16 protein-coding genes and 1 pseudogene are annotated in these 18,746 nt (G+C 74.0%); 11 read left to right on the top strand and 6 right to left on the bottom strand.

Features of this window, described 5'->3' with window-relative positions; genetic code table 11:
• Positions 1 to 53: 53 nt before the first annotated feature.
• Positions 54 to 617, top strand: a pseudogene (locus tag ACFY7H_RS17965) (Uma2 family endonuclease).
• A gap of 7 nt (positions 618 to 624) precedes the next feature.
• Here ACFY7H_RS17965 and ACFY7H_RS17960 read toward each other — a convergent pair.
• Together ACFY7H_RS17960 and ACFY7H_RS17955 are read right to left on the bottom strand one after the other, a co-directional pair.
• Entirely contained in the window at positions 625 to 1,389 is a 765-nt protein-coding gene (locus tag ACFY7H_RS17960) for a glucose 1-dehydrogenase (RefSeq protein WP_388939074.1), read from the bottom strand.
• Positions 1,390 to 1,454: 65 nt separating this feature from the next.
• Positions 1,455 to 2,198, bottom strand: a complete 744-nt coding sequence (locus ACFY7H_RS17955) for a vancomycin high temperature exclusion protein (protein WP_388939072.1) — start codon at positions 2,196 to 2,198, stop codon at positions 1,455 to 1,457.
• 339 nt (positions 2,199 to 2,537) lie between these two features.
• Between ACFY7H_RS17955 and ACFY7H_RS17950 the strand changes: the two genes are divergently transcribed.
• The 4 genes from ACFY7H_RS17950 (at position 2,538) to dnaG (ending at position 7,942) form a co-directional block, all read left to right on the top strand.
• Entirely contained in the window at positions 2,538 to 3,251 is a 714-nt protein-coding gene (locus ACFY7H_RS17950; RefSeq protein WP_388939070.1) for a sirohydrochlorin chelatase, read from the top strand.
• Between the two features lie 75 nt (positions 3,252 to 3,326).
• Positions 3,327 to 4,640 carry a deoxyguanosinetriphosphate triphosphohydrolase gene (locus ACFY7H_RS17945; protein WP_388939068.1) on the top strand — a complete coding sequence of 438 codons (1,314 nt, stop codon included), beginning with the start codon at positions 3,327 to 3,329 and terminating at the stop codon, positions 4,638 to 4,640.
• A 94-nt stretch (positions 4,641 to 4,734) separates the two neighbouring features.
• Entirely contained in the window at positions 4,735 to 6,009 is a 1,275-nt protein-coding gene (locus tag ACFY7H_RS17940) for an NAD(P)/FAD-dependent oxidoreductase (protein WP_388939066.1), read from the top strand.
• Between the two features lie 34 nt (positions 6,010 to 6,043).
• The gene (gene dnaG, locus ACFY7H_RS17935; protein ID WP_388939064.1) at positions 6,044 to 7,942 is read left to right on the top strand and encodes a DNA primase; all 1,899 of its coding nucleotides are present in this window, start codon (positions 6,044 to 6,046) and stop codon (positions 7,940 to 7,942) included.
• A 58-nt stretch (positions 7,943 to 8,000) separates the two neighbouring features.
• On the opposite strand, the gene ACFY7H_RS17930 is transcribed toward dnaG, so the two are convergent.
• Positions 8,001 to 8,444, bottom strand: coding sequence for a gamma-glutamylcyclotransferase family protein (locus tag ACFY7H_RS17930; RefSeq protein WP_388939062.1), 444 nt, complete (start codon positions 8,442 to 8,444; stop codon positions 8,001 to 8,003).
• Positions 8,445 to 8,791: 347 nt separating this feature from the next.
• On the opposite strand from ACFY7H_RS17930, the gene ACFY7H_RS17925 reads away from it, so the two are divergent.
• Positions 8,792 to 9,334 carry a hypothetical protein gene (locus ACFY7H_RS17925; RefSeq protein WP_388939060.1) on the top strand — a complete coding sequence of 181 codons (543 nt, stop codon included), beginning with the start codon at positions 8,792 to 8,794 and terminating at the stop codon, positions 9,332 to 9,334.
• A 302-nt stretch (positions 9,335 to 9,636) separates the two neighbouring features.
• Entirely contained in the window at positions 9,637 to 10,239 is a 603-nt protein-coding gene (locus ACFY7H_RS17920; RefSeq protein ID WP_388939135.1) for a class F sortase, read from the top strand.
• Between the two features lie 9 nt (positions 10,240 to 10,248).
• On the opposite strand, the gene ACFY7H_RS17915 is transcribed toward ACFY7H_RS17920, so the two are convergent.
• Entirely contained in the window at positions 10,249 to 11,025 is a 777-nt protein-coding gene (locus tag ACFY7H_RS17915; protein ID WP_388939058.1) for a sulfite exporter TauE/SafE family protein, read from the bottom strand.
• 255 nt (positions 11,026 to 11,280) lie between these two features.
• Between ACFY7H_RS17915 and ACFY7H_RS17910 the strand changes: the two genes are divergently transcribed.
• Genes ACFY7H_RS17910 through nirD form a run of 3 tightly spaced genes read left to right on the top strand, consistent with a single transcriptional unit; the run spans position 11,281 to position 15,478 of the window.
• Entirely contained in the window at positions 11,281 to 12,618 is a 1,338-nt protein-coding gene (locus ACFY7H_RS17910; protein WP_388939056.1) for an NAD(P)/FAD-dependent oxidoreductase, read from the top strand.
• Positions 12,618 to 15,149 carry a nitrite reductase large subunit NirB gene (gene nirB / locus ACFY7H_RS17905; RefSeq protein WP_388939054.1) on the top strand — a complete coding sequence of 844 codons (2,532 nt, stop codon included), beginning with the start codon at positions 12,618 to 12,620 and terminating at the stop codon, positions 15,147 to 15,149. The genes ACFY7H_RS17910 and nirB overlap by 1 nt, the downstream gene beginning before the upstream one ends.
• Positions 15,146 to 15,478 (top strand): nitrite reductase small subunit NirD, encoded by a 333-nt coding sequence (gene nirD / locus ACFY7H_RS17900; protein ID WP_388939052.1) that lies wholly within the window; start codon positions 15,146 to 15,148, stop codon positions 15,476 to 15,478. Before nirB ends, nirD begins: the two co-directional genes overlap by 4 nt.
• A 7-nt stretch (positions 15,479 to 15,485) precedes the next feature.
• On the opposite strand, the gene ACFY7H_RS17895 is transcribed toward nirD, so the two are convergent.
• Positions 15,486 to 15,890 carry a VOC family protein gene (locus ACFY7H_RS17895; protein ID WP_388939050.1) on the bottom strand — a complete coding sequence of 135 codons (405 nt, stop codon included), beginning with the start codon at positions 15,888 to 15,890 and terminating at the stop codon, positions 15,486 to 15,488.
• 322 nt (positions 15,891 to 16,212) lie between these two features.
• Here ACFY7H_RS17895 and ACFY7H_RS17890 point away from each other — a divergent pair, with 322 nt between their 5' ends.
• Positions 16,213 to 17,373 carry an alkaline phosphatase PhoX gene (locus tag ACFY7H_RS17890; protein ID WP_388939048.1) on the top strand — a complete coding sequence of 387 codons (1,161 nt, stop codon included), beginning with the start codon at positions 16,213 to 16,215 and terminating at the stop codon, positions 17,371 to 17,373.
• Positions 17,374 to 17,461: 88 nt separating this feature from the next.
• Here ACFY7H_RS17890 and ACFY7H_RS17885 read toward each other — a convergent pair whose 3' ends face one another.
• Positions 17,462 to 18,490, bottom strand: a complete 1,029-nt coding sequence (locus tag ACFY7H_RS17885; protein WP_388939046.1) for an ArsR/SmtB family transcription factor — start codon at positions 18,488 to 18,490, stop codon at positions 17,462 to 17,464.
• Positions 18,491 to 18,746 lie beyond the last annotated feature (256 nt).

Genomic DNA, 18,746 nt, shown 5'->3' with positions numbered 1-18,746 from the left:
CCCGTCGGCGGCCGGGCGTGGCTAGGCCGGCGGGGCCAGGGCTGGAGGGCACCATGACCACCACGCTTCCCGAGTGGCTCTACCCGCCGCGCCCCAGCGGCTGGGAGGCCGGCGACCTCGACCGCATCCCGAACCTGCCCCGCCACACCGAACTGATCGACGGAGCACTGATCTTCATGATGTCGCCCCGGCGGGCCTGGCACGACCGTGTCGTCCGCCGTCTGACCGCCGCATTGGAGGACCAGGCATCAGAGGAGGGCACGGTCGCGGCGCAGATGACCGTGCGCCCTGAGCGTGAAGAGCCGCCCCGAGCCCGATGTCATCGCGGCGACCGTCGCCGACGACCCGGACCGGACCTGCTTCCTGCCGGAGGACGTCGCGCTGGTCGTCGACGTGGTCTCCGACGCGTCGCAGGAGCGGGACCGGGAGACGAAGCCCTTCAAGTACGCCCGGGCCGGGAGCCGGCGCTTCTGGCGCATCGAGGAGGAACACGGCCTCCCGGTGGTGCACGCCTACGAGCTTGACGACACGACCCGCACCTACGTCCCCACCGGGAGCACCTCAAGACGAGCGTGCCCTTCGGCATCGACATCGATCTGGCACGCCTCGCGCGGTGAGACCGGCCTACTGTCCGGTCAGGTACCTCACCGTCAGGCCGGCCGTCCAGCCGCCGTCCACGGCGAGCTCGGCGCCCGTCATGTAGCCGGCGGCGTCGGAGAGGAGGAAGGCGACGGCGGCCGCGATCTCCTCCGGGACGCCGACGCGGCCCAGCGGGGCCCCGGGGTAGTTGCCCTCGCCGGCCCGGATGCCGATGGGGGCGGTCATCGGGGTCAGCGTCATGCCGGGGTGGACGGAGTTGACGCGGATCCTCGCCTCGGCGAGCTCGACGGCACCGATCTTCGACAGCCCGCGCACGCCCCACTTGGAGGCCCCGTACCCGGCGGTGAGGGCAAGTCCCGTGAGGCCGGCCGCGGAGGAGATGTTGACGATGGAGCCGCCGCCGTTCGCCCGCATCAGGGGTATCGCGGTCTTGATCCCGATGAACACACCGACCTGGTTGACCTCGACGACCCGGCGGAAGTGCTCGACGCTCTCGTGTTCCAGGAACTGGCCGGTGGGGATGCCGGCGTTGTTCACCAGTCCGTCGATCCGGCCGAACTCGGCGGCCCCGTACTCCAGCGCCGCCCGCCAGTCGGTCTCGCTCGTCACGTCGTGCCGCAGGAAGCGGGCCGCGTCGCCGAGCCCGGCGGCGGTCTCGGCGCCCTCGTCCTCCAGCAGGTCGGTGATCAGCACCCGGCCGCCCCCGTCGACGACCGCCTGCGCGGCCGCCGCGCCCAGGCCCCGGGCCCCACCCGTGATGACGACGGCCTTGCCGCTCAGATCGACCACAGCCCCCACGCTCCACCCCCACAGCGGATACCGCATATGACTAATCGGCATACGCCGACGCGGCGTCAGTCTGCCAGAGCTGCCAGGACCCGCGACACCCCCTCCTCCTTCGGGCCGAGGAACCTCGGCTGCGGCTGGAAGGCCGCGTCGAGGGCCGCCTTGCCGGCCGCGAAGACCTCGCGGGCACCGCCGTAGTACCAGGTGGAGTCGTGCTCGTCGTCGACACCGACGCCGTAGGAGTCCACCCCCGCCGCCTGGCACAGCGCCACCGCGCGGTGGATGTGGAAGTGCTGGCTGACCAGCACCGCGCGGCGCACCCCGAATATCTCCCGGACCCGCACGCAGGAGTCCCAGGTGTCGAATCCGGCGTAGTCGCTGACGATCCGGTCGTCCGGTATCCCGTGGCCCCTGAGGTAGGCGCGCATGGCGCCCGGCTCGTCGTACTCGGTGCGGCTGTTGTCCCCGGTCACCAGGACCACCTTCACCTTGCCCGCGCGGTAGAGCTCCGCCGCCGCGTCGAGCCGGTACGCCAGGTACGGAGTCGGCCGGCCCTTCCACAGGCCCGCCCCGAAGACCACCGCCACCCCGGCGGCGGGCGCGTCGGCGGTGGTCCGCAGCCGGTCGGCGGCCGCGGCGTGCGTCCACGTCGAGGGCAGCAGCGCCAGCACGCACAGCGCCATGACCGTCTGCACGGCCCTCCGGCGCACCCGCACCGTCCACAGCCCGCCTGCACGCGACCGCCGGGCCCGCCACCGCCCGGCCCGCCACCACCCGCGCCACTGGCGGCCGCCCCGCTCCCGCTCGTCCATGACCGTCCCCCCTCATCCCGCACGCCTTTCGCACGGATTGACGAACCGGCCCCGCCCCCAGTTCCACCCGCCCCGCCTTTCACTCGTACGAATGACCGAGTGAGCCGCAGGAAAACACCCGTCACCCCCGCGCAACGCCCACGCAATCTGGACCCCGCAGGATCGGTTCATGACGGAGCCGGTGCACCCTCCCGCCACCCAGCCCCTCCCCTCCTCCGCCCTCCCGCCCTCCCTCCCCTTCGGCAGCGCGGCCGAGCTGCTGACCCGGATCACCGATCAGCTCGGCACCCAGCTCAGCGACCTGCGCCCGCCCCGCGCCCGGCACCACGGAGTCCTCCCATGCACCCCACCCTCGTCGCCGTGGCCCACGGCAGCCGCGATCCGCGCGCCCCGCTCACCGTCCTCGCCCTGCTCGAGCGGGTCCGCGAGCTCCGCCCCGCCCTCGACGTCCGCCTCGGGCACATCGAGCTGAACCGGCCGCTGCTGGCCGACACCCTCCGGGACACCACCGGATCGGCCGTCCTCGTACCGCTGCTGCTCGGGCGCGGGACCCACGTCAAGCGGGACCTCCCCGCCGCCGCGGCCCGGGCCGGGCACCTGCGGATCCGGACCGCCGCACCCCTCGGCCCCCACCCCCTCCTCGTCGAGGCCCTGTTCGAACGGCTCCTGGAGGCCGGCTGGACTCCGGGCACGGCCGTCGTACTGGCCTCGGCCGGGTCCCTCGACCCGGACTCCGCCGCCGACACCCGGCGCGGCGCCGACCTGCTCTCCGAACGGCTCGGCGGGGTGCCCGTGGTCCCGGCGTACGCCTCCGCGGCCGCCCCGAGCGTGGCGGACGCCGTCCGGGCGCTGGCCGCCCGGGGGCACCACCGGACCGCGGTGGCCTCGTACTTCGCCGCCCCCGGCCGGTTCGCCTCGGCGAGCGCCGCCGCCGCCACCGGCCCGGCGGCCGTCCCGCTCGGCGCGCACCCGGCCCTGGCCCGGCTGGTGCTGCACCGCTACGACGAGGCGCTGGCCCGCAGCGCCGGGCAACGGGAACTGGCCACCGCCTGACGACGGCATCGCTCGGATCGCTCCGGATCGCTCCGGATCACTCCGATTGTCGGTGGCTCCGGTTAACGTCTGAGCATGGAAGGCACGCCGCACGCTCCCGCCTACGAGTCCTACGATCGGGCCGCCACCGAGCGCTGGGCCCCCGAGCCCGACAAACGGCCCGGCCGCACCGCCTTCCAGCGCGACCGCGCCCGGGTGCTGCACTCGGCCGCGCTGCGCCGCCTCGCCGGGAAGACCCAGGTCGTCACCCCGGGCACCCGTTCGTTCGACTGGGACGCCAGTCCCCGCACCCGGCTGACGCACTCCCTGGAGTGCGCGCAGGTCGGCCGGGAACTCGGCGCGGCCCTCGGCTGCGACCCGGACCTGGTCGAAGCGGCCTGCCTCTCCCACGACATGGGCCATCCGCCGTTCGGGCACAACGGCGAGGAGGCGCTCAACGAGTTCGCCAAGGACTGCGGCGGCTTCGAGGGCAACGCCCAGTCCCTGCGCCTGCTGACCCGGCTGGAGCCCAAACGGTTCGTCACCGGCCCGGACGGCGAGCTGGCCAGCGTCGGCCTGAACCTGACCCGCGCCTGCCTGGACGCCGCCACCAAGTACCCCTGGGCGCGCGGGGACCACCCCACCGACCCCGCCTCGGTGAAGTTCGGGGCGTACGAGGACGACCTGCCGGTCTTCGAGTGGCTGCGGCGCGGCGCGCCCGCCGACCGCAAGTGCTTCGAGGCCCAGGTGATGGACTGGGCGGACGACGTCGCGTACTCCGTGCACGACTTCGAGGACGGGCTGCACGCCGGCCACCTCGATCCCAACCTCCTCTTCGCCGAGCCGGAGCGGACCGCCATCTGGCGGGTCGCGATCGGCCGGTACGTGCCCGCCGACACCTCCCCGGAGGAGCTGCGCGAGGCACTGGACCGGCTGATGGAGGAGGAGTGGTGGCCGCACGGCTATGACGGTTCGGCGGTGGCTCAGGCCCGTCTGAAGGACGCCACCAGCCAGCTGATCGGCCGTTTCTGCCTGGCCGCCGAGGGCGCCACGCGCGAGGCGTACGGCGCCGGGCGGCTCACCCGGTACGCGGCCGAGCTGGTCGTGCCGCGCGAGGCGCGCAACGAGTGCGCGGTCCTCAAGGCGGTCGCCGACCTGTACGTGATGCAGCGCGACGAGCAGGAGCGGCTGCGGGCCGACCAGCGCATCGTCCTGGCCGAACTCGCCGAGGCGCTCAGCGCCCGCGCGCCGGAGGGCCTGGATCCCCAGTTCCGGGCGATCTTCGACGCGGCGCCGGACGACAGGGCCCGCAAACGGGCGGTCATCGACCAGATCGCCTGCCTGACCGACGCCTCCGCCCGCTCCCTGCACGCGCGCCTCACCCGACGCGGGCGGCGCGCCGAAGGGTGAGCCGATCGGGCCACTCCCCCTTCACGCGGCAGGCTGGGTGCGGGACGCTCGCAAGGTGGCCGCACGTGGCCGATGGGTTATGAGGAGGCATCAGGTGGTCGACGCACACCAGACGTTCATCATCGTTGGCGCAGGGCTGGCCGGGGCCAAGGCCGCCGAAACGCTGAGGGCGGAGGGGTTCACGGGCCGGGTGATCCTGATCGGCGACGAGCGCGACCATCCGTACGAACGGCCCCCGCTGTCCAAGGGCTACCTGCTGGGCAAGGAGGAGCGCGACAGCGTCTTCGTGCACAAGCCGTCCTGGTACGCGGGCGCGGACGTCGAGCTGCACCTGGGCCAGCCCGCGGTGCACCTGGACCGGGACGCCAAGACGGTGCGCCTGGGCGACGGCACCCTGCTGCACTACGACAAGCTGCTGCTGGCCACCGGGGCCGAGCCGCGCCGCCTGGACATCCCCGGGACCGGTCTGGCCGGGGTGCACCACCTGCGCCGGCTGGCCCACGCCGATCTGCTGCGCAAGGCGCTGGCCTCCCTGGGCCGGGACAACGGCCACCTGCTGATCGCCGGGGCGGGCTGGATCGGCCTGGAGGTGGCGGCGGCCGCCCGCGGCTACGGGGCGGAGGTGACCGTGATCGAGCCGCTGCCCACCCCGCTGCACGCGGTGCTCGGCCCGGAGATCGGCCGGCTCTTCACCGACCTGCACGCCGAGCACGGGGTGCGCTTCCACTTCGGCGCGCGGCTGACGGAGATCGTCGGCCAGGACGGCATGGTGATGGCCGCCCGCACGGACGACGGCGAGGAGCACCCGGCGCACGCGGTGCTCGCCGCGATCGGGGCGGCGCCGCGCACCGCGCTCGCCGAGACCTCGGGGCTGGCCCTGGTGGACCGGGAGCACGGCGGCGGCATCGCCGTGGACGCCTCGCTGCGGACCTCCGACCCGGACGTGTTCGCCGTCGGGGACGTGGCCGCCGCCCACCATCCGGCGCTGGGCACCCGGCTGCGGGTCGAGCACTGGGCGAACGCCCTCAACGGCGGCCCGGCCGCCGCTCGGGCGATGCTGGGGCAGGAGGTCTCGTACGAGCGGGTGCCGTACTTCTTCTCCGACCAGTACGACGTCGGTCTGGAGTACTCCGGGTACGCCCCGGTGGGCGGTTACGACGAGGTGCTGGTGCGCGGGGACGCGGGCAAGCGGGAGTTCGTCGCGTTCTGGCTCTCGGACGGCCGGGTGCTGGCCGGGATGAACGTGAACGTGTGGGACGTCGTCGAGCCCATCCAGGCCCTGATCAGGTCGAAGGCGCCGGTGGACCGCGAAAAACTGGCGGACCCTTCCGTTCCGCTTGAGTCCCTGGTGCCGGCGGAGGGGGCCTGACGGGTTTGCCGGCGCCCGGCCGTAGAATTCACGGGTGGCAGGACGGATCAACGACGACGACGTGAAGGCGGTACGGGACGCGGTCCCGATCGACGCCGTGGTCTCCGAGTACCTCCAGCTGCGCAACGCCGGCGGCGGCAACCTCAAGGGGCTGTGCCCCTTCCACGACGAGAAGTCCCCGTCCTTCCAGGTCAGCCCCAGCAAGGGCTTCTACCACTGCTTCGGCTGCCAGGCGGGCGGGGACACCCTCGACTTCATCATGAAGATCGACCACCTCTCCTTCTCGGAGGCGGTCGAGCGCCTGGCCGGCCAGGCCGGCATCACCCTGCGGTACGAGGAGGGCGGCTACACCGCCGGCACCAGCGGCCGCGGCGAGCGGATCCGCCTGGTCGAGGCGCACAAGGCCGCCGCCGTCTTCTACGCGGAGCAGCTCGGCGGCGCCGAGGCGGAGATCGCCCGCCGGTTCCTGGCCGAACGGGGCTTCGACCAGGCGGCGGCCGAACACTTCGGCGTGGGCTACAGCCCGGCCGGCTGGGACCACCTGACCCGGTACCTGCGCGGCAAGGGCTTCACAGACAAGGAACTGATCCTCTCCGGGCTGGCCCAGGACAGCCGCAGCGGCAAGCCCATCGACCGCTTCCGGGGCCGGCTGATGTGGCCGATCCGGGACATCAGCGGCGAGGTGGTCGGCTTCGGCGCGCGCAAGCTGCGCGAGGACGACAACGGGCCCAAGTACCTGAACACCCCCGAGACGGCGATCTACAAGAAGTCCCAGGTGCTGTACGGCATCGACCTGGCGAAGAAGGAGATCGCGAAGACCTCGCGGGCCGTGGTCGTCGAGGGCTACACCGACGTCATGGCCTGTCACATGGCCGGGGTCACCACCGCCATCGCCACCTGTGGCACGGCCTTCGGCGGGGACCACATCAAGATCCTGCGCCGGCTGCTGATGGACAACGCGACCGCCGAGGTGATCTTCACCTTCGACGGTGACGCGGCCGGGCAGAAGGCGGCGCTGCGGGCCTTCGAGGACGACCAGAAGTTCGCCGCGGAGACCTCCATCACCATCGCCCCCGACGGCATGGACCCCTGCGACCTGCGTCTCGCGCACGGCGACGCGGCGGTGGCCGGGCTCGTGGACTCGCGCACCCCGCTGTTCGAGTTCGCCCTGCGGCACATCGTGGGCCGCCACAACCTGGAGAACCCGGCGGGGCGGGCGGCCGCACTGGCCGAGGCCGCACCGGTCGTCGCGAGCATCAAGGACCTCTCGATCCAGCACGAGTCGGCGGTCCAGCTGGCCGGGATGCTGGGCATCCTCGACGAGCAGTTCGTCGTCAAGCGGGTGGCGCAGCTGGCGCGCTGGGCCCGCGAACGCGGCGGCCAGCCGCAGCAGCAGGGCCGGGGCCGTCCCCAGGAACCGGCTCCCGCGCCGCCGCCGGCCGGCGCCGGCGGACCGGCGCTGAACCTGCGCAGCCCCGCCCACCGCACCGAGCGGGAGCTCCTCAAGCTGGCGCTCCAGCGGCCGGCCCTGGTCTCGCCCGCCTTCGACGCGTACGGGATCGACGAGTTCACCGCCCCGCCGTACGCGGCCGTCCGCCAGGCCATCCAGGACGCCGGCGGGGCCGCGCAGGCCACCGACGACTATCTGGCCCGGGTCCGTGACGCGGCTCCGAACGACACCGTCCGCGCGATGGTCACGGAGCTGGCGGTGGAGGCCATCCACGCCAAGACGGTGGACGAGGTCTACGCCGGCGTCCAGCTGGTCCAGGTCCGCCTGCGCGCCGTGGACCGGCGGGTCCTGGAGATCCAGGGCGCCCTGACCCGGCTGAGTCCGCAGGCCCCGCCGGAGCAGCACGCGGCGATCCAGCAGGAGCTGTGGGTGCTCCAGCAGTACGGCCAGCGCCTGCGCAACCGCGGCGCCGAAGGGCTGTAGCGGCCACACCCCGGCCGAAATCCCGCGGACGCCGCGCGGACGCGCCCCGCGGATACGCCTAGCGCAGGAGCCAGTCCCCGCCGGGGATCTCGGTGCCCGACTCCGCGAGGCGGCGGGCCAGCGGGGGTGCCGCCAGGTAGACCCAGGCCCGCACCCGGCTGCCGTCGGGGCGGACGGCCTCGCGGGCGACCCGGTCGTAGAGGTTCCCGGGGTGTCCCGGACCGGCGTACTCCTCCAGCAGGTCCAGCGCGGCCAGCAGTTCCGCGTACGCCCCCGGCGCGGCCGTGATCAGCTCGCCGGCCACGGCGAAGCCGGGGCGGTCGACGGCGTACGGGTAGCCGGGCCCTTCGTACAGCGCCGCGTCCGGCAGCCGGGCGGGCTCCTCGGCCGCCGTCCGGCCCCGCAGGAACAGGTCGTGGTTGGCCTCCCCCGGCCGCAGCGTCCCGTACACGAAGAACGGCAGCACGCCGGGCGCGGATCCCGGCCGGTCGACCGATGCCACAGGGCCCTCCCCCGACGATGGCTGGACGGTGCGGCGGCCCGGGTCCGAGGGCCCCGCTCCGCCGCGCACCCCCACCGTACGCACCGCTCTCGGGCGGTCCCCGGCCTGCCCGGGCGGGCGTCCCATGGCGACCGGTTCCGCCCGGTCCCGGGGCCGGCGCCGCCGCGCCGCCGTCCTGGCATCACCCGGACGGCGTGGCCGGACACGGATGCCCCCTCACGGCCCTGACCTGCACGGATGTCGGGCCGGCGGGGCACCGCGGGCGCCATCCGGCGCCGGTTCGGCAGGCGCGCACCGGACGGGCCGGTTTATCTCGAAGCACGACCCCGTGTCCTCCTGGAGTGCCCATGCGCCGCAGCACCGCTCACGTGCTCACCGCCACCGCGCTGACCGCCGTCGCCTTCGCCGGGCCGGTCGCTGGAGCGGTGGCGGCCGCGGACCTCGGCATGACGGCTTTCGCGCCCGGGGACTTCGCCGTGCTGGAGGTCTGGCCGAAGTCGGCCGCCCCAGGGGCCACCGTCACCGTGCACACCAAGGCCTGCGGCCGGGGCGGCCGGGCCGAGGGCGACGCCAGCACGGTGGACGGCGGCCGTTTCGACCTGGCGCCGGGCCACCGCGCGGACGTGGTGACGGGCCAGTTCCGGGTCGGCGCGGGGCTGCGGCCGGGCACCTACGGCATCGGCGCGACCTGCACGAACGGCAAGTTCGCCACCGGCGACCTGGTCGTCACCGAGCGCGGCCCGCAGGGCCACGTCCGGACCGGGGTGGGTGGTGGCACGACCACCGCCACCGACCCCGCCAAGATCGCGGCGGGAGCGGCCGTGCTGGCCGCGGCCGCCGTCGGCGGTACCTGGCTCCTGCGTCGCCGGGCGAGCGGCACGCGGAGCTGACGGGCGCCCACCGCGGCTGCGGCCGCGGTCCGACCGGTACCGCCCCCCGTCGCCCGCCCCGCGAGGTCCCCCCGTTCGCGGGGACGGGCGACGGCCACTCCCAGGAACGGCGAGACGAGGGGGTACGGCGCATGTGTGGCGGCTTCCCCGGCGGGCGGGACCGCGTACCGGACGGCGCCGCCCGGCGGGACGGCGTACTCCACGGCGGCACCGGCGTACGCGGCACCGGCGTACGCGGCGGCCCGTCCGGCGGCGTCCTCGGCACCCGGCGGGGCGGGCCGCCGGGCGCCAGGGCGCTCCCGGTGCGGGCCGGGCTGGTGGCGGTCGCCCTGTGCGTCGGCGTCTGGCTCATCGGCAGCGGCTCCGCCGTGACCGTGCGGCCCCCGCTGCCCTCCCCCGCCGAGGCGCTGAGCGCGCAACTGCTCTACCCCGGGAGCATCGCCCCGCTCCCGGGCTCGCCACCGGTGCGGATCAGGATTCCGGCGATCCGGGTGGACGCCCCGCTCACCGGGCTGGGCCTGGACCGCGAGGGCCGCCTCGAGGTGCCCCCGCCGGCCCGCCGCGACCTCGCGGGGTGGTACCGGGACGGGACCACTCCCGGGGCGACGGGGACCGCCGTGATCGCGGGGCACGTCGACCACGCCAGCGGCCCGGCCGTCTTCTACCACCTGGGCGCGCTGCGCCGGGGGGCGGTGATCGAGGTCGCCCGCGCGGACGGGCGTACGGCCCTGTTCACCGTCCACGCCGTCGAGGTGTACGACTCCGGGGCCTTCCCGGACCGGCGGGTGTACGGGCCCTCGCCGCGCGCCGAGCTGCGGGTGATCACCTGCGGCGGCGGCTTCTCGCCGCGCACCGGCTACCAGGGCAACGTGGTCGTCTTCGCCCACCTGACGGGCACGGCCTGAGCCGAGCCGCTATCCCCACTGTTCGAGCCCGAGCTTGACCACGAGGGCGCCCACCACGGTCAGCAGGACGCCGCGGACGAAGCCGCTGCCCTTCTTCAGTGCCATCCGGGCCCCGGCCATGCCGCCGGCCAGGTTGAAGACCGCCATCAGCGCGGCCAGCTGCCAGAACACCATGCCCTGGTACGCGAACATCGCGAGCGCTCCCGCGTTGGTGCAGCAGTTGACGATCTTGGCGGTGGCGGAGGCGGTGACCAGGTCGAGGTGGAGCAGGGCGGTCAGGGCCAGCACCAGGAAGGTGCCGGTGCCCGGTCCGATGAGGCCGTCGTAGAAGCCGATGCCCAGGCCGGCGAGGGCGATGGCGAGGAGCACCCGGCCCCGGGAGACGGGCGAGGCGGAGGGGGCGGCGCCGAAGCCGGGCTTGAAGATGACCACGGCGGCGACGACCACCAGCACCCCCATGATCAGCGGCCGCATGGTGTCCTTGCTGATCCCGCCCGCGAGCGCGGCCCCGCCCATGGATCCGGCGAGCGCGGCCAGCCCGATCCGGACGGCGAGCTTCACGTCGATCGGGGTCCGGCGGGCGTAGGTGACGGCCGCTCCGGCGGTGCCGACGATGGCCACCGCCTTGTTGGTCCCGAGGACGGCGGCGGGCTGGGCGTTCGGCAGGCCGAGCAGCAGGGCCGGCAGGAGCAGCAGGCCGCCGCCGCCGACGACCGCGTCGATCCAGCCGGCCGCCGCGGCGGCCGCGCACAGCACGATGATCATGGTTGTCGATATGTCAGGCACGGCCCCGACCCTAGGGACCCGGTCGATGCAAGGACCATCGATCGCCGGAAACTTGCGCAAAGGTTGAGCTTCGCCCGGGCGCCGGCCCCGGCGGGCGGCCTCCGGGGCGGCAACTCCGTGCGCCCGGAGGCCCTCACGCGCCCTGACCGGGGCGGGAGCGCCTCACGGGCCCCTGACCGGGGCGCTGAGGTCGGTGTTCCGTCCGGGTAACAGGGGCGATGCGGCGGGGAAACAGCCTGCCCGCACGCTCGTGCCATGACCTCGGAACAGCGTGTGGTGGTGATCGGCGGCGGCCTGGCGGGCCTGCGGCTCGCTGCGCGGCTGGGCTCCGGTGCGGCGGTGACCGTGCTCGGGGAGGAGACCCACGCCCCCTACAACCGGGTCCTGCTGGCGGAGGTGCTGGCCGGCCGGTACGCACCCGAGGTCACCGCGCTCCCGGAACCCGGCCCGGCCCTGCGCCGGGGTGTGCGGGCGGTGCGGATCGACCGCGCGGACCGCACCGTGCACTGCGACGACGGCTCCGGGGAGCGGTACGACACGCTGGTGCTGGCCACCGGCTCCAACCCGGTGCTTCCGCCGCTGCGCGGGCTGTTCGCCCCGGACGGGCGGGAACTCCCCGAGGGGGTGCACGCGTTCCGCACCATGGACGACTGCCTGGCCCTCGCGGCGGCCGTAGGCCCGGGCGTGCGGGCGGTGGTGATCGGCGGCGGGCTGCTGGGCGTCTCGGCGACGCGTGCGCTGGCCGCGCGGGGCGCGCAGGTGGTCCTCGCCCAGCAGGCGGAGCGCCTGATGGAGCGCCAGCTGGACGCCGACGCCTCCGCGCTGCTGCGGGACCACCTGACGGCGCTCGGCGTGGAGATACACACGGAATGCCGGGTCCGCGGCCTGATCACGACGCCCGCGCCGGGCGGACCGGCGGGGCCGCGGCGCGACTCCTCCCCGCTCTCCGGAAGTGACGGCCCCGCCCGTCCGCCGGCCCACCGGGTGCCCGGCCGGACGCCCGGCCCGGGCCCCCGCAGGGTCACCGGGGTGGAGCTCGCCGACGGCTACCGGCTCGACGCCGACGTCGTCGTCCTGGCCTGCGGGGTCCGTCCGCGCGTCGGGCTGGCCCAGGCGGCCGGGCTGGAGGTCCGCAAGGGCGTCGTGGTCGACGGCCGGCTGCGCACCGGCGACCCGCGCGTCCACGCCATCGGCGACTGCGCCGAGCACGACGGCCGGGTGTACGGCCTGGCGGGACCCGCCCTGGAGCAGGCCGACGCGCTCGCGGCGGTCCTGCTGGGGGGCGACGCCGAGTACGGCGGCACCCGCGCCCTCACCCGCCTCACCCTCCCCACCGCCGACGGCCCCGGCCCCTTCGACCTCGCCGCGTTCGGCGACCCCACCCCGCTCCCCGGCGACGACGTGCTCCGCCTCGCCGACGCCACCCGCCGCACCTACCGCAAGGTCGTCCTGCGCGGCGACCGGCTCGTCGGCGGGGTGCTCCTCGGGGAGCTCTCCACGGTGGGCGCCCTCGCCCGGACCTGGGAGGGCGACGAGTTCCTGACCGCCCCGCACGACCCGTTCCACCTGCTCACCGACGACGGAGGCCACTGATGACCGTGCCCGAGCCCCTGCCCGCGATCGTGCTCATCGGACACGGCATGGTCGGCCAGCGCTACCTGGAGGCCCTCGCCGAGCGCGGGGCCACCCGGACGCACCGGATCACCGTGCTCTGCGAGGAGCCCCGGCCCGCCTACGACCGGGTCCACCTCACCTCGTACTTCTCCGGGAGTACCCCCGAGGACCTCTCCCTCACCCCGGCCGGCTTCATCGAGGAGCACGGGATCGAGCTGCGCCTCGACGACCCCGCCGAGCACGTCGACACCGGCGCCCGTACGGTCACCTCCCGCTCCGGGCAGGTCTTCCCGTACGACGTCCTCGTCCTCGCGACCGGCAGCTACCCCTTCGTGCCGCCCGTCCCGGGCAAGGACGCACCCGGCTGCTTCGTGTACCGCACCATCGAAGACCTCCTCGCGATCGAGGAGTACGCCAAGACCCGCTCCAGCGGAGCCGTCGTCGGCGGCGGGCTCCTCGGCCTGGAGGCGGCGGGCGCCCTCCAGGGCCTCGGGCTCGCCACCCGCATCGTGGAGTTCGCGCCGCGCCTGATGCCCGTCCAGGTCGACGAGGGCGGCGGCGCGGCCCTGCTGCGCACCATCGAGTCCATGGGCCTGACGGTGCACACCGGGGTCGGCACGCAGGAGGTGCTGACCGGTGAGGACGGCTCCGTCCGCGGGATGAGCCTCTCGGACGGCTCCACGGTCGACACCGAACTGGTGGTCTTCTCGGCCGGGGTCCGCCCCCGCGACCAGCTGGCGCGCGCCGCGGGGCTGGCCGTCGGCGAGCGCGGCGGCATCACCGTCGACGCCCGCTGCCGCACCTCCGACCCGCACGTGTACGCCATCGGCGAGTGCGCGCAGGCCGTCGACGGCCGCGTCTACGGGCTGGTCGCGCCCGGCTACGAGATGGCCGAGACCGCCGCCGAGGACCTCCTGGGCCGGGAGAAGGAGTTCACCGGCGCCGACCTCTCCACCAAGCTCAAGCTGCTCGGCGTGGACGTGGCCTCCTTCGGCGACGCGCACGGCGCCGCCGAGGGCAGCCTGGACGTGGTGTGGTCCGACTCCCGTTCAGGCGTCTACAAGAAGCTGGTCGTCTCCGCCGACGGGATACTGCTCGGCGGTGTGCTGGTCGGCGACGCCGACTCGTACGGGCTGCTGCGCCCGCTCACCGGCAGCGTCCCGCCGGTCGCCCCCGAGCAGCTGGTGCTGCCCGCGGGGGTCGGCGCACCCGTCGCGCTCGGCCCGTCCGCGCTGCCGGACACGGCGGTGATCTGCTCCTGCCACAACGTCACCAAGAAGGCCATCACCGCCTGCGCCACCCTGCCCGAGGTGAAGAAGTGCACCAAGGCCGGCACCGGCTGCGGCAGCTGCCTGAAGGTGATCGGGCAGCTGCTGCCGGCCGCCGCCGACAAGGGGCTGTGCGGCTGCTTCCCGTACACCCGGGCCGAGCTGTACGAGATCGTCCGCACCCGGCGGCTGGTCTCCTACCGGGAGATCCTGGACGGTCACGGCCGGGCCGAGGCGCGCGGCGGCGAGGGCTGCGAGGTCTGCAAGCCCGCCGTCGGCTCGATCATCGCCTCCCTGGCCCCGACCCTGGGCGCCAGCGGCTACGTACTGGACGGGGAACAGGCCGCCCTCCAGGACACCAACGACCACTTCCTCGCCAACCTCCAGCGCAACGGCTCGTACTCGGTGGTGCCACGCATCCCGGGCGGCGAGATCACCCCCGACAAGCTGATCGTGATCGGGGAGGTGGCCCGCGACTTCGGCCTCTACACGAAGATCACCGGTGGTCAGCGCATCGACCTGTTCGGCGCGAGCGTGGACCAGCTCCCGAAGATCTGGGCCCGTCTGGTCGAGGCCGGTTTCGAGTCCGGGCACGCGTACGGCAAGGCCCTGCGGACGGTGAAGTCCTGCGTGGGGCAGACCTGGTGCCGCTACGGGGTGCAGGACAGCGTACGGATGGCCATCGACCTGGAGCTGCGCTACCGGGGGCTGCGCGCCCCGCACAAGCTGAAGTCGGCGGTGTCCGGCTGCGCCCGCGAATGCGCGGAGGCACAGAGCAAGGACTTCGGCGTCATCGCGACGGCGAGCGGCTGGAACCTGTACGTCGGCGGGAACGGCGGGGCCACCCCGCGGCACGCGGACCTGCTCGCCCAGGACCTCTCGGACGCGGAGCTGGTCCGGCTCATCGACCGGTTCCTGATGTTCTACATCCGCACCGCCGACCGGCTGGAGCGGACGTCCACCTGGCTGGACCGCCTGGAGGGCGGCCTGGACCACCTGCGGGACGTGGTGGTGCACGACTCCCTGGGGCTGTGCGCGGAGCTGGAGGCCCTGATGGCCGACCACGTGGCGCACTACCGCGACGAGTGGGCCGAGACCCTGTCGGACCCGGACCGGCTGCGCCGGTTCGTGTCCTTCGTCAACGCGCCCGGCGCCCCCGACCCGACGGTGAAGTTCGTTCCCGAGCGCGACCAGGTCAAGCCCGACCTGGCCGTCCTGACCATTGGAGGACCGGCCCGATGACCGTCGAACTGAAGGTGGCCGAAGGCTGGCTGACGGTGTGCCCGCTGTCGGTGCTCACCCCCGGGCGGGGGGTCGCGGCCCTGCTGCCCGACGGGAGCCAGGCAGCGGTCTTCCTCGACCGCTCGGGCCGCCCGTACGCCATCGGGAACCAGGACCCGTTCACCGGGGCGCAGGTCCTGTCGCGCGGGCTGCTGGGGGCCGCGGCGGGCCGGCCCTTCGTGGCGTCGCCGCTGCTGAAGCAGCGCTTCGACCTGGAGTCGGGGCGCTGCCTGGACGACGAGGAGGTGGCGGTCCGGACGTACCCGGTGCGGACCGCCTCCGCCCCGTAGGGGGTGGTCAGCCCTCGACGGCGGCCGGGTCCATCCAGACGTACTCCCACACATGGTGGTCCAGGTCCTCGAAGGCGCGGCCGTACATGAAGCCGAGGTCCATGGCGGGGCGGGGTTCGACGGCGCCGGCCGCGAGGGCGGCGTCGACGACCTCGTCGACCTTCTCGCGGCTGTCGGCGCTGAGCGCGACCATGACCTCGGTGGTCTTGGAGGCGTCGGCCACGGGCTTGGTGGCGAACTCCTTGAACTTCGCCTCGGTCAGCAGCATCGCGAAGATGGTGTCGCTGATCACCAGGGAGGCCGCGGTCTCGTCGCTGAACTGCGGGTTGAAGGAGTAGCCGAGCTTCTCCCAGAAGGCCCTCGCGGCGTCCAGGTCCTTCACCGGCAGGTTGACGAAGATCATCTGAGCCATCTCGGTTCCTCTTCTCTGGTGGGGCGTGCGGCGCGGTGTGCCCTGCCCGGCGTGCTGTCGAAGGGGTAGACGGGGGGCGCCGCCGGAACTCATCGCCGTCCGGAGACGTTTTTTTCGGAATTTCGTTTCCGCAGGTCAGGGCCCCGAGGGGTGGTTTCCGGGCGGCCCGGCGGGCAGCGGACGCCGCACGGGCATTGACCCCGAGCCGGTCGCTCGCGCGTCATGAGGAGTTGGCGCCGCGTCCATGCGGCGCCCTTAGGTTCCTCGACGCATGCGACCCCGCGCCCGACCGGGCGCGGGCCCTCCTCCCCCAGGAGTGACCGTGGAACGTCGTACCTTCCTGCGCGGTGCCGTGATCGGCACCTCCGCCGCCGCCTTCGCCGGCACCCTCAGCCACGGGGCCGCGTACGCCGCCCCCGCCCAGCCGGGCGCCGGGCCCTACGGCGCCCTCGGCGCGGCGGACGCCAACGGGCTCATGCTGCCGCCCGGTTTCACCAGCCGGGTCATCGCCCGCTCCTCCCAGCGGGTGAGCGGAACCTCGTACACCTGGCACAACGCCCCCGACGGCGGGGCGTGTTTCGCGGACGGGACCGGCTGGATCTACGTGTCGAACTCGGAGATCAACCCGGGCGGCGGCGCGAGCGCGGTGAGGTTCGACTCCTCGGGCACGGTCACCGGGGCGTACCGGATCCTCTCCAACACCCGGCAGAACTGCGCGGGCGGCAAGACCCCGTGGAACACCTGGCTGTCGTGCGAGGAGGTCAGCCTCGGCTACGTCTACGAGAGCGACCCGTACGGGGTGAACGCGGCCGTACAGCGGCCCGCGATGGGCCGCTTCAAGCACGAGGCGGCGGCGGCCGACCCGGTGCGCAAGGTGGTCTACATGACCGAGGACGAGTCGGACGGCTGCTTCTACCGGTTCGTGCCCACCACGTGGGGCAACCTCTCGTCCGGCACGCTCCAGGTCATGGTTGCCGGAAGCGGCACCTCCGGATCCTTCAGCTGGCAGAACGTGCCGGACCCCGACGGCTCCCCGACCACGACCCGCACCCAGGTCTCCGGCGCCAAGCGCTTCACCGGCGGCGAGGGCTGCCACTACGCGAACGACACCGTCTGGTTCACCACCAAGGGCGACAACCGGGTCTGGCAGCTCAACCTCGCGAGCGGCACCTACGAGCTGGCCTACGACGACTCGCTGGTCCCGGGCGGAGCCGCGCCGCTGACCGGCGTCGACAACGTCACCGGGTCGTCCTACGGCGACCTGTACGTCGCCGAGGACGGCGGCAACATGGAGATCTGCGTGATCACCCCGGACGACGTGGTGGCGCCCTTCCTGCGGATCACCGGCCAGTCCTCCTCGGAGATCACCGGCCCCGCCTTCTCCCCGAACGGCAGCCGGCTGTACTTCAGCAGCCAGCGCGGTACGAGCGGCTCCTCGAGCGGCGGCATCACCTACGAGGTGACCGGGCCGTTCCGCGTCTGACGCCCGGCCCGGGCGGCTCCCGGCCCGGCGGAGGAGGCCACCGCCCCTCCCGCCGGGCCGTGGCGCGTGCGTCCGGCGAACCGATCCTTCAGGAGACCACCGCGCCGCCCCTGAGCAGGGCCGCGCCCAGCGGGGTCACCGTGTGCAGGACCGCGTTCCCGTGGCGCAGGGTCGTCACCAGACCCGCCTCGCGCATCACGCAGGCGTGCTGGCTCGCGGAGGCCAGGGAGACCCCGGCCCGGCGGGCCAGTTCGCTGGTGGTGGCCCCGTCGCCGATGGCCCGCAGCACCACCGAGCGCGTGTGGCCCACCAGCTTGCCCAGGGTGCGCTGACGCTGCTCCTCGGCCGGCCGGGCGGCCTCCCCGCCCGTCGCCGCGGAGGCCAGCTGGGCGGCGGCCGGGTAGACCAGCACCGGCGGCAGCTCCGGGTCGTGCAGGGTCACCGCCGTCCGGCGGCAGAAGAAGGACGGCTGGAGCAGCAGCCCGCGTCCCCGCAGCCGTACGTCCCGGTCCACCGGGTACTCGCACTCCAGCACCGGGGCCCGCCAGCGCAGCATCGGCGGCAGCGAGGAGAGCAGCTCGTCCGCGCCCCCGTCCAGGAGGGCGCGGCCGCGTGCCGCCCGCTCGGCCTCGATCTGCGCCTGGATGTGGCTCCAGTACGGCTCCACGGCCGCCCGGTGGTACGCGCGCAGCTCGCCCAGCAGCCGGGGCAGGTACTTGGTGCCGCCGTCCATGAACTCCCGCAGCCGGGCCGGCGGCGGGGTCCCGAAGGCCGCCCCGAAGCCCGTCCCGGCGCCGGAGCCCACGAGGGACAGCTCCCGGCGCAGCCGCTCGGGGCGCAGCCCGCGCAGGGTGTCGAGCCCGAGGTCCCACCCGTACTGGCCCTCGGCCGGGGTCAGGAAATCGGGGAAATAGCCGCGAGCCGGTATGAGCGCACCCAGCAGCCTTGTTTCACCATTCAACCGGCTACGGGTTTCCGTACGCCATTCGCCGAAGAACCGGGCGTCACGCCGGTCTCTTAAGCGATGAAAACTAAGAATCGTTTCCCACAACGCATCGGGACGCCCTGCCATCCGTACGCGTGCCAGGTCCACTCCAGTGAAATGGATACGAAGCACCGAACCCCCACCTGTGCAACCGCAATCCCCCCGCCCCACGAGTATGCACCCCGTCACACGTGGTCACCACGCCCTTTCAGCCACAGTTGAAACCCCTTTCGGCGGAGGCGTGACAAGCGAAATCCTGTACTCCGCCAGGCACACTCCGGTGCGACCGAAACGCTCCGTGAAGGCCGTGGGGGGCTTTGCGGGGCCTGGCGGTCGGTCGCACTGGGAAGCGCCGACGTGCCTGGCGGATAGGCGGCAGGCGGTGGAC

Origin of the sequence: Streptomyces sp. NPDC012794 (assembly GCF_042901085.1) — a bacterium.
GTDB lineage: Bacteria > Actinomycetota > Actinomycetes > Streptomycetales > Streptomycetaceae > Streptomyces.
The sequence above is the reverse complement of the archived record's forward strand: the minus strand, read 5'-3'. Positions and strand labels throughout refer to the sequence as shown.